At 46.1% G+C, this 11299-nt stretch carries 10 protein-coding genes; 7 read left to right on the top strand and 3 right to left on the bottom strand.

Annotation, left to right across the window (positions count from 1 at the left end; all coding sequences use genetic code 11):
• The first annotated feature begins 176 nt into the window (after positions 1-176).
• The 5 genes from glnK to PK654_RS02750 all read left to right on the top strand — a co-directional run bounded on the left by glnK (position 177) and on the right by PK654_RS02750 (position 5639).
• Positions 177-515 carry a P-II family nitrogen regulator gene (gene glnK / locus PK654_RS02730; protein ID WP_271697543.1) on the top strand — a complete coding sequence of 113 codons (339 nt, stop codon included), beginning with the start codon at positions 177-179 and terminating at the stop codon, positions 513-515.
• An 18-nt stretch (positions 516-533) separates the two neighbouring features.
• Positions 534-1763, top strand: coding sequence for an ammonium transporter (locus tag PK654_RS02735; protein WP_271697544.1), 1230 nt, complete (start codon positions 534-536; stop codon positions 1761-1763).
• Positions 1764-1907: 144 nt separating this feature from the next.
• Positions 1908-2921, top strand: coding sequence for a Fe(3+) ABC transporter substrate-binding protein (locus PK654_RS02740; RefSeq protein WP_271697545.1), 1014 nt, complete (start codon positions 1908-1910; stop codon positions 2919-2921).
• Between the two features lie 52 nt (positions 2922-2973).
• A complete protein-coding gene (locus tag PK654_RS02745) occupies positions 2974-4599 on the top strand; it encodes an ABC transporter permease (protein WP_271697546.1) in 1626 nt (541 codons plus the stop codon).
• Positions 4599-5639, top strand: a complete 1041-nt coding sequence (locus PK654_RS02750; protein ID WP_271697547.1) for an ABC transporter ATP-binding protein — start codon at positions 4599-4601, stop codon at positions 5637-5639. The genes PK654_RS02745 and PK654_RS02750 overlap by 1 nt, the downstream gene beginning before the upstream one ends.
• Here the strand turns inward: PK654_RS02750 and rsmC are convergent.
• The 3 genes from rsmC to hemL form a co-directional block, all read right to left on the bottom strand.
• Positions 5617-6639: a 16S rRNA (guanine(1207)-N(2))-methyltransferase RsmC gene (gene rsmC / locus PK654_RS02755; RefSeq protein ID WP_271697548.1), complete on the bottom strand. Its 1023-nt coding sequence runs from the start codon at positions 6637-6639 to the stop codon at positions 5617-5619. The two genes, PK654_RS02750 and rsmC, sit on opposite strands and share 23 nt — an antisense overlap.
• Before the next feature lie 80 nt (positions 6640-6719).
• Positions 6720-7805 carry an AI-2E family transporter gene (locus tag PK654_RS02760; protein WP_271697549.1) on the bottom strand — a complete coding sequence of 362 codons (1086 nt, stop codon included), beginning with the start codon at positions 7803-7805 and terminating at the stop codon, positions 6720-6722.
• A gap of 378 nt (positions 7806-8183) precedes the next feature.
• Positions 8184-9467, bottom strand: a complete 1284-nt coding sequence (gene hemL, locus PK654_RS02765) for a glutamate-1-semialdehyde 2,1-aminomutase (protein ID WP_271697550.1) — start codon at positions 9465-9467, stop codon at positions 8184-8186.
• 253 nt (positions 9468-9720) lie between these two features.
• Between hemL and erpA the strand changes: the two genes are divergently transcribed.
• The gene (erpA, locus tag PK654_RS02770) at positions 9721-10062 is read left to right on the top strand and encodes an iron-sulfur cluster insertion protein ErpA (protein ID WP_271697551.1); all 342 of its coding nucleotides are present in this window, start codon (positions 9721-9723) and stop codon (positions 10060-10062) included.
• Between the two features lie 139 nt (positions 10063-10201).
• Positions 10202-11299, top strand: coding sequence for an efflux RND transporter periplasmic adaptor subunit (locus PK654_RS02775; RefSeq protein ID WP_271697552.1), 1098 nt, complete (start codon positions 10202-10204; stop codon positions 11297-11299).

The raw sequence follows: 11299 nt of genomic DNA on the forward strand, positions 1-11299 counted from the left end.
AGCAGAGAGATGCAGCGCCTCATTTATGTGAAACAGACGCACTGTATTGGTGCGTACTTGGGAAACTAAACCAATCAAAAATACATAAAATTTATATTTATCAACCGGTTAAATATTTGGCACAGCTCTTGATTACTTTTGAACTGTTAAATGAATAGCAGAGCAAAGGAGATGCAATGAAACTGATTAACGCCATTATCAAACCCTTTAAGCTGGATGATGTAAGGGAAGCACTGTCGGATGTCGGTATCGAAGGGATGACGGTTTCAGAGGTGAAAGGCTTCGGTCGTCAGAAAGGACATACTGAACTGTACCGTGGTGCAGAATATCAGGTTGATTTTCTGCCAAAAGTGAAACTGGAAATTGCTACACAGGCAGAGAATGTTGACCGTGTGATTGAAGCTGTCAGTCAGGCGGCTCATACGGGAAAAATCGGTGACGGAAAGATATTCGTTTATGACCTCAGTCAGGTGGTTCGTATCCGGACCGGCGAAATGGACACAGAAGCACTTTAAGGGATTGGAGAATTTATTATGGAACTGATAACAACAGTAACGGAACTACGCTACGCACTGGATACCTTTTTCTTCCTTATTTCGGGTGCGTTGGTTATGTGGATGGCGGCCGGTTTTGCCATGCTGGAAGCGGGACTGGTTCGCTCAAAAAACACCACAGAGATTCTGACTAAGAACTTTGTACTCTATGCCATTGCCTGCACCATGTTCCTTCTGGTTGGGTACAACATTATGTATGTCGATAACAGCGAAGGCGGCTTTCTTCCTTCTTTCGGAGCTTTAATTGGCTCGCAGGCTGAAGGCGCAGACCATTCGCTGGAATCTGATTTCTTCTTTCAGGTAGTGTTTGTTGCAACGGCAATGTCCGTAGTATCAGGCGCGGTTGCTGAACGTATGAAGTTATGGGCTTTCCTTATTTTTGCTGTAGTACTAACTGGCGTGATTTATCCGGTAGAAGGCTACTGGACATGGGGCGGAGGCTTCCTGTCTGAAGCGGGATTCAGTGACTTCGCTGGTTCAGGTATCGTACATATGGCAGGTGCTGCTGCAGCGCTAGCTGGTGTTCTGTTGCTGGGCGCACGTAAAGGTAAGTACGGTAAACACGGTGAAGTACACCCGATTCCGGGTTCAAATATGCCACTGGCAACATTAGGTACATTTATTCTTTGGTTTGGCTGGTTTGGTTTCAACGGCGGTTCTCAGCTTATGGTTTCAGACTTCGAAAATGCAACCGCTGTGGGACAGATTTTCCTTAACACAAACGCAGCCGCAGCCGCGGGTGCCATTGCAGCACTGTTGGTGTGTAAAACGACATGGGGTAAAGCCGATCTGACTATGATACTGAACGGTGCCCTTGCCGGTCTGGTTGCCATCACAGCTGATCCGCTGTCACCTTCACCGGTTGCTGCAGTGATTATTGGTGTTGTCGCTGGTGCACTGGTGGTGTTCAGTATTGTCGCCTTTGACCGTATCAAGATTGATGACCCTGTTGGTGCGATATCGGTACACGGTGTTTGTGGTCTGTTTGGCTTAATGGTTGTGCCGCTAAGTAATAGCGATGCCAGCTTTACTGCTCAGCTGTTTGGCGCTGCCGTTATCTTTGCATGGGTGTTCTGCGCAAGCCTGCTGGTTTGGGGAGTGCTGAAAGCGACAGTGGGTATCCGGGTTTCTGAAGATGAAGAGCTTGAGGGTATGGACATGCACGATTGCGGTGTTGGCGCTTATCCTGAGTTTGTTTCTCTGAAATAGCGTTACAGTTCACAATATTATCAGTAGGGCCCGTCGTCATGGCGGGCTTTATATTTTTATTGATCAAAATCATTGCATTCAGGTACTTTTTAAATATAATGACGAACGATAATTATTATCATTTGTATCTATAAAGGAAGTGAAATGAAAAAAGTACTTACCCTGTCAGCTATCGCACTAGCAACAGCAGCACCTCAGGCATTCTCTGCTGAGGAAGTGAATGTTTACTCTTACCGTCAGCCATTCTTAGTAGAACCAATGTTTAAAGAGTTTACAAAAGAAACCGGTATTAAAGTGAATGTTCAGTTTGCTAAGAAAGGCTTGGCAGAAAAGCTGGTTCAGGAAGGTGAGTACAGTCCTGCCGACGTAGTATTGACCACTGACATCAGCCGCTTGGTTGAGCTGGTAAACAAGAAAGTCGTACAGCCGGTAGAGAGTGATACAATTGAGAAGAACATCCCGTCTCAGTACCGTGACAGCAATGATCAGTGGTTTGCACTGACATTAAGAAGCCGTAATGTTTACTCTTCACGTGACCGTGTTGGCAAGCTGGGCGCTGAGTTTGATTATGCCGACCTTGCTAAACCAGAGTACAAAGGCAAAATCTGTACCCGTAGCGGTAAACACCCTTACAATGTTTCCCTGATTTCATCCATGATTGCCCATAAAGGCGAAGCAGCCACTAAAACATGGCTGGAAGGGGTGAAAGCTAACCTTGCACGTAAACCACAAGGTAACGACCGTGCTCAGGTTAAAGCGATTAAAGAAGGCCTTTGTGACGTTTCTCTGGGTAACAGCTACTACCTGGGCAAAATGGTAAATAACAAAGATCAACAAGCCTGGGCTGATTCTGTATTTATCAACTTCCCTAACCAAAACACCACTGGCACTCACGTAAACGTAAGTGGTATGGCGATGGCGAAATACGCTCCTAACAAAGCCAATGCTCAGAAACTGATGGAGTTCCTGACTGCAGATAAAGCACAGCAGATGTATGCAGAAGTGAACTATGAGTACCCGGTAAAAGAGGGCGTTAAGCGTTCTGAGCTGGTTGCATCATGGGGTGATTTTGCAGCAGATAAGCTTCCTCTGGAAGAGATCGCAGAAAACCACAGCAAAGCTGTTAAGCTAGTAGACGAAGTGAAGTTTGATCTATAACTAATTTAAAGGGAGACTTGGTCTCCCTTTTAACACCTTGTTGTCGAAGGTAATGAAAGCAAAAACTGTTTATTTTAAAACCAGCATCGGAGCTCTGGCTCTGCTGCTGGTTTTGCCTATTCTGGCTATTTTCTATTTATCTCTGGGTGAATCAGACGACTTGTTCAGTCATCTGCTTTCAACTGTGATGCCTACTTATACCTATAATACCGTGGTTCTGGTATTAGGTGTGTTAGTGCTTACTTTTTTCTTAGGTGTTCCAAGTGCGTGGCTTATGGCCATGTGCCGTCTGCCCGGTGAAAAAATATTGCAGTGGGCTCTGGTTCTGCCGCTGGCAATGCCGGGCTATATAATCGGTTACATCTATACCGACTGGTTCGATTTTGCCGGGCCGATTCAGATTCTTCTGCGCGATATCACCGGATGGAAAGGCGGAGAATACTGGTTTATTGACCTGCGAACCTTACCCGGTGCGATTACCATCCTTTCTCTGGTTTTATACCCTTATGTTTATCTGATGTGCCGCGCTGCCTTTATGGAGCAAAGCGTTTCACTGCTACAGTCAGCAAGGCTGCTTAAGTGCTCTCCGTGGCAGAGTTTTGTACGCATATCCCTTCCATTAGTTCGTCCATCTGTGGCAGTTGGTCTTTCTCTGGTTGCAATGGAAACACTCGGCGATTTCGGTACAGTCAGTTATTTTGCCGTTAATACTTTAACTACAGCGGTTTATGACACCTGGCTGGGCTATTCTAACTTGAATGCCGCCGCTAAGATTTCCGCCATTATGCTGCTGGTAATAGTGCTGCTGATCAGTTCAGAGCGCTATAGCCGACGTAAGCAGAAGCTTTATCAGAGCTCTTTCAGCAGCCATGAACAAGGGCGATACGTTCTAAGCGGCTGGAAGAAATGGCTGGCGCTTTTCTGGTGCTGGGGGCTTGTTGCCGTTGCGTTTATTTTCCCTGTCATGCAACTGGCGCTGTTTGCTTACGGTTATTTTGAGCAGAGCTGGACAGCCGAGTTTCAGCAGTATGCAATGAACAGCTTGTATGTCTCCTTGTCGGCTGCTGTTATTGCAGTGGCTATCGCTGTTTTACTTAACTTTTATGGCCGTGTTCAGGCAGATAAAGCCAGTCAGATGTTTAGCCGTATGGCCTCTCTTGGTTATGCTGTTCCGGGCACGGTATTGGCGATTGGCGTTATGGCGACCGTGGTAAATATGGATCACGCCATTAATGATATAGCCCGCTATATGGAGTGGGGACGCCCGGGATTGATTCTGTCAGGCTCAATGTTTGCCCTTATTTTTGCCATGGTGGTTCGCTTTTCCGCTGTCGCGATCGGTGCGGTGGAAAGCAGCCTGAACAAGGTGTCGCCTTCGCTGGATATGGCCAGTAAAACCATGGGCTGCAACACTCCGGAAATGCTGAGAAGAATCCATTTTCCTCTGATACGCAGAGGTATGCTGGTGGCTGGCTTGCTAGTATTTATTGAGTCCATGAAGGAGCTTAATGCAGCTTTATTACTGCGCCCGTTTAACTTTGAAACACTGGCCACCTATGTTTATAACTTCGCTTCTGATGAGCAGCTTGAGTTAGCTGCAATGCCGGCACTACTGCTGGTGGTTGTCGGACTAATACCATTAATTATTGTTAACCGTTCTCTGGAGCAGGCCCACTGATGTCGAGCAAATTATTTATTAAAGATCTGATCTGCTGCTATGAGGATCAGACGGTACTGGAGTCTCTTTCCCTTAATGTCGATCAGGGAGAGATTGTCTGCCTGCTGGGAGCAAGTGGTTGCGGTAAAACCACACTGCTGAAAGCCATCGCCGGCTTGTTACCCCTGAGTGGCGGTACCATGAGCCTGAACGGTGCTCTGTTGGATGATGGTAAGTTCTGGTTGGCTCCGGAGCAGCGAAATATAGGTATGATTTTTCAGGATTACGCGCTGTTTCCGCACCTGACTGTTGCAGAGAATATCGCTTTCGGACTGAGGGAGTTCAGTAAGGAAGAAAAAGAACAGCGGGTAAAGGAGATGCTTAATATGGTGCATCTCTCTGATTACGGTCAGCGCTACCCTCATCAGTTGTCTGGTGGCCAGCAACAGAGGGTTGCCATAGCCCGTTCTCTGGCTTACAAACCGGATCTGCTACTACTGGATGAGCCTTTCTCCAATATAGATACTCAGGTACGACATGAGTTAATTCTGCAAATCCGAAAAATCTTTAAGCAGCAGGGTGTGACGGCGATTTTTGTAACTCACAGCCGTGAAGAAGCTTTTGCCTTTGCCGATAAAATGGCGGTGATGAATAAGGGGGTGATTGAGCAGTTCGGCAGTGCCAGTGACCTATATCACCAGCCTTCCAGTCGCTTTGTGGCGGATTTCTTAGGCGGAGGCAGCTATCTGAATGCCAAACGTAATGGCGCTACGGAATTTGATACCTTACTCGGAGTTGTAGATATTGAAGCAAATGACGATATTGCCATCGGAGAGAGCGCGTTACTGCTACTACGTCCTCAGCATGTTCATCTGACAAAATCTTCAGACGGAAAAGCCTGTGTGACTGAGCAGCAGTTTATGGGTGACCACTGTCGTTATGTTATTGAACTTGATGATAACAAGGTGCTAGCTACCTCAGTTGAACGTCTCAATACAGGCGACAGGGTAGATGTGAAAATTGATGGCAGTGGCGCCATCATTTTCCCGCATGATAAATAGCAAACTTATTGGTCTTGCTGACGGTATTACAGTGGCCAAACTGAGCTTCAATAATCGGTGGGTATTTTAAGAAGCTATTGGCCACTATATAGAGCTGCCCAGCAGAATTCAGGTGCTCTGGCGCCTCTTTCAGCAGAGTCTCTGTGGCACTGTAGCTGGTATCCAGTCCGGCATGGAATGGCGGATTACTGATAATAAAGTCGTAGCCTTTCTGAGTATCAGAGTAGACATCTGAGGCAAAGACCTCGCCAGTTACACCATTAACCTCCAGAGTTTTCCTGCTTGATTCAATAGCCAGTGCGCTGATATCACACATCTTCAGCTCAATATCAGGATTAAGCATGCCAAGAACAGAGCCTATTACTCCGGCACCGCAGCCAAAGTCGAGTACTTTGCCTTTCAGGGGAGGAAGGTTATCGATAAGCAGTTGGCTTCCCACGTCAAACTGACCGTGACTAAACACCCCCGGCAGACTTTTTACCGTAACGGTATGCTGGTTCACGTTTAGTGTGTAGGTTTTAAACCAACCGGACTGTTTAAAAGTGTCAGGCTGGTTAACGCACTCTCCCCAGTAAAAAGAGCAGCGTCGTGCTGAATCGTGTTTCACTACTTTGCCGTAAGGTTTGAACATCTTCTCAATGCTCTTCACTCCGGAACGGTTTTCGCCGACAACAACCAGTTCAGTACCTTTACCCAACTTCGCCAGCAACATGGCTAATAGGTACTCCGCTTCTGCTTTTGCTTTCGGCCAGTAAAGAAGCACCATATCAGCATCAACTTCTTCGTTTAGCCGGGAGTCAAAAATGCAGTTTATTTCTGTATCTCTGCTGATCTGACGATAGTAACCATAGTTAGTGGTAAAAACAGAGACCGACTCGCAGTGCTGCTTAAGCTCCACAGGAAACAGGTCTTCGGCTTCTCCGGCAACAAGAACCTTTTTACCTGAAAAGAAGGCGAGTTGACGCTGGGCTATCTGACTGGGAGTGGTGTAGGAGGACATAAAATCTCTGACTAAAGCGGATAAAAAAGTGGGCAGATTTTCGCATAATCTGCCCACCTCATGAAGTATTTTTAATAAATTTAGCTTTTGTCCTGACTCTTGAGGAAGCCGTGAAACTCTTCTTCGTAGATGTTAAACAGCACAATGGCAATGGCGAAGATCAGCGGGCCGTAAATTAATCCGATTAAACCGAATAGCTGAATGCCCCCCAGCAGAGAGAAGAAAATCATCAGGGTGTTCATTCCGGCACTGCCCTGCATAAGCAGAGGGCGAAGTACATTATCAATGGAACCTACCACTGCCATACTCCAGATCGCCAGGAAAATAGCCCAGTTGGTTTCTCCTGTCATTAACAGGAAGGCCGTTGCCGGTATCCAGATTAAGGCCGTTCCTACAATCGGGATAAATGAAGCAAAACCAAACATGGTGCCCCAGAATAAGGCAGGGAAACCGACAATCCACATACCGATACCACCGGCAACACCCTGAGCGACAGCGGTTAAAAACGACCCCAGTACTGCAGATTTGGATACCTGTTCAATTTCGCTAAGCAGCCTGTCTTCCTGACTGCGCGACAGGGGAAGGATGTGGCGCAGTGAGCGGATAATTTTATCGTGATCCCTTAGCAGGAAGAAAAGTACAAACAGCATCAGCAAAAAACTGGCGACAAAGCTGGTGGCATCACCAAGGATTTTGGCACTGATAGCGACCAGGTTAGTGCCAAAGGAAGAGGCTAACTGACCGAGTTTTTCAGCAATTTTCTGTGGTTCGATCTTATCAAACGGCAGATATTCATTGGCCAGATTGACGCCTTTCACTATCCATGGCTGCTTGAAGAACTCTTCAATACCGCCACTGGTGACCCAGTGATAGATACCCTGAGAGGCGACAGAGCCTTGCTGAACAATAGCAGCAAATACAGCCAGAAGCGGGATAACGATAATAAAGGTTAAGACGGTACAAGAGAGCAGGGAGGCAAGGTTTGGTTTTCCCTGAACTTTTTTCTCAATCCACTCGTGAACAGGAAACATCAGCAGTGAAATAATAAATGCCATAATGATTGAGTTTACATAAGGCTGCACTATCAGAAAGCAGGCGTAAGCGGCTGTCAGCAGGGCAACAATCAGTACATAGTGACTGGAGGATATTTTGTTATTTTCCGACACGGGATAATCCTTTTGACTTAGCTATCATGTGGAGTATTGTAGCTAGAAGCTTGTCAATTTGGAGTGAACACTTCACTGCAAATATCTGTTTATCAGGTCAGTTTAACATATTGAAGTTAAGGGCGAGTTAATTCGTTTTTTACTTAGGTTATTGGTCGGTGTACAACTCTTTGAGAGTTATGAAATAAGTACGGGAGAGTATAATGGGATGCTGCGGAAGTGATAAAGCATGCTCTAAACAACAAAACTACCGCAAACCAGTACCATGGTTTCGTATCGTGTTATTTGTGTTGTTTATTCTGGTGGTGATTAACTGGAAGTAATGGACGGACGGTAGAGGAAAGAAACCCCGGTTAATAGTAACCGGGGTTTTATATTTTAAGCGAGCTTAGCAAAGCAGCGATCGGCCGCTTCCAGAGTCGCCTGAATCTCTTTCTCGCCGTGAGTCAGAGAAGTAAAGCTTGCTTCGAATGCCGAAGGAGCAAGGTAAACACCCTCTTCCAGCATCAGGTGGAAGAACTTCTTAAAGCGCTCTACATCGCACTTAGTAACATCTTCATAGCAGGTTACTGATTCTTGCTCAGTAAAGAAGAAACCAAACATACCTCCTACCTGAGAAACCAGCAGAGGAATCTTGTGTTTGTCAGCCATCTGTTTAAAGCCGTCAGCCAGTTTGTTAGTAATTGAAGCCAGTTTCTCTTCATTACCTTCTGCTGTTAGTGCTTTAAGGGAGGCAAGGCCTGCAGCCATAGCAATAGGGTTACCAGACAAAGTACCAGCCTGATATACAGGCCCGGTAGGCGCGATATGCTGCATTACTTCTTTACGGCCACCAAAGGCACCAACTGGCATACCACCACCAAGTACTTTACCTAAGGTAGTCAGATCCGGCTTGATGTTGTAATAAGCCTGGGCACAACCCTGAGCGACACGGAAACCTGTCATTACCTCATCAAAGATCAGCAGAGCGCCCTCTTTGTCACAGATCTCGCGCAGACCTTCGTGGAAGCCAGCTACCGGTGGGATACAGTTCATATTGCCGGCAACTGGTTCAACGATAATACAGGCGATTTCACCTTTGTTAGCGTCAAACAGAGCCTGAACAGAATCAAGATCATTAAAGGTTGCCGTTAAAGTGTACTTAGCAAAATCGGCCGGTACACCTGGTGAACTTGGCTGACCCAGAGTCAGTGCACCAGAACCTGCTTTTACCAGAAGGCTGTCGGCATGGCCGTGATAGCAGCCTTCAAACTTAAGGATTTTATCTCTGCCTGTGTAACCACGGGCAAGACGGATAGCACTCATGGTCGCTTCGGTACCAGAGTTCACCATACGCAGCTGCTCCATTGACGGAACGATTTTTGAAACCAGTTCAGCCATTTCTACTTCGACTTCAGTAGGTGCACCAAAGCTCAAACCTCGTTCTGCTGCTTCAATTACCGCGTTGCGGATATCGGGGTGGTTATGCCCCAGAATCATAGGGCCCCATGAACCGACGTAATCGATGTACTCTTTGCCGTCTGCGTCATAGATAAATGGGCCATTGGCTTTTTCGACAAAGATGGGAGAGCCACCAACACCGTTAAATGCTCTTACCGGAGAGTTAACGCCGCCCGGAATGGTTTGCTGGGCCTTTTGATATAGTTCTGATGAGTTGGTCATGGGCTTATCCTTAATCTTTATAATCTGGACCAATAGCTTGGAATTGTAACGATTCCTGAAGGATTTGGTTTAGCTTTTTTTATTAAAATTTCAAAATAGTGAGAGAAGACAAGATAATGAGCTGCTATAAAGAAAGCAAGAATACTTGAATGAATTACTCAGGTATTAGATAATCGTCAAATATTCAAATTATAAGCAGCATATTGCTATAAAAATAAAGAATTCCGCTTGTATTACAGGAAGAGAGGTCGTTGTGAGTGAAGTAGCCGTACCATTGTCATTTTCAGATGCCGCAGCCATTAAAGTAAAAACGCTGATTGAAGAAGAAGAGAATCCAGAGCTTAAACTGAGGGTTTATATTACCGGTGGTGGTTGTAGTGGGTTCCAGTATGGATTCACTTTTGATGAAAGTGTAAATGATGGTGACACAACCATTGAAAACAGCGGTGTTACTCTTGTGGTTGACCCAATGAGTTTACAATACCTGATTGGCGGTGTAGTGGATTACACTGAAGGGCTGGAAGGCTCACGCTTTTTTGTTAACAACCCTAACGCAACAACTACCTGTGGTTGTGGTGCATCTTTTAGTGTCTGATCTGTAACACATAATAAATCTACCAAACTGGTATAGTTTTCATCCGGAATTTGTTAAAACCTTACGTGAATAAAACTACGTAAGGTTTTTATTTTCATAAGAAATTATGAAAGAACTCAAACAATAAAAAGGATTTACTATGCCTGCACGTCAAATGGGTCAGTTTTTTTCGCAGCGACCTTGGTTAATTTCCTTTCTGCTATTAATCGCTATTTCTCTCTGGCTGGGGCTGGGTATGTTTGGCGCTCAGGCATCTGATGACGCGACTGAGAGCGAAGCATCTGAAGCGCCTCTGGCAAAAGTTCAGTATCAGACCTTTGATGCAGTGCTGACTGCTAAAACTGTCGATCTCTATGGCCGTACCGCACCGGATAAACAGGCCAGGCTTGGTGCTGAAGTGGCGGGAAAAGTTGTCTCCTTATTAGTGAAAAAGGGTGATCTGGTCAAAAACGGACAGGCGATAGCTCAGATTGACAAAGATAATATTGAGATCCAGCTTGAGCAGGCAAAAGCGGACCTGAATGTAAAAGAGAAAGAGTTTAAAGCGGCAAAGTCCCTTAAAAGCAAAGGCCTTCAGGGGGAGGTGGCTTACAGCTCTGCTCAGGCGGCGTTGGTAAAAGCCCGTACCGATGTACGCAAGGTTCAGCTATCACTGAAAAACAGTCTGGTGACGGCGCCCTTTGACGGTATTGTTGAGCAGCTCTCCATTGAAGTCGGGGATTATGTTGGTATCGGTGATCCGGTGGCGACCATTATCGATCTTAAAGTTTTGGTGATAGAAGCGGATGTTAGTGAGCGCCATGTGCAAAGCCTTGAGCTGGGACAGAAAGCCACTATTCGTCTGGTAAATGGTGAGCGTGTAGAAGGGCAGCTCCGGTATCTTTCCAGAGTCTCCTCACCTGCAACTAATACCTTCCCTATTGAGATTGAAATTGCCAATCCGCAGCAGAAAGTACCGGCTGGTATCAGCGCAGAAGTGGATCTTGATCTGGATATGCAAAAAGCCATTAAAGTTTCGCCAGCGATGCTGGCACTGGCTGAAAATGGCGATCTCGGAGTAAAAATTCTTCAGGATGAACGGGTTAAGTTTGTGCCTATCCAGCTTGTTAAAGCTGAACAGGATGGTGTATGGCTATCCGGCTTGGGTGATACAGCAAAGATCATCACTGTAGGGCAGGGGTTTGTTCGTGACGGTGATGAAGTGATTGCTGTTGAAGCTCAGTCTGCAGCGCAGTAG

Origin of the sequence: Vibrio sp. SCSIO 43137 (genome assembly GCF_028201475.1) — a bacterium.
In the GTDB taxonomy this organism is placed as follows: domain Bacteria; phylum Pseudomonadota; class Gammaproteobacteria; order Enterobacterales; family Vibrionaceae; genus Vibrio.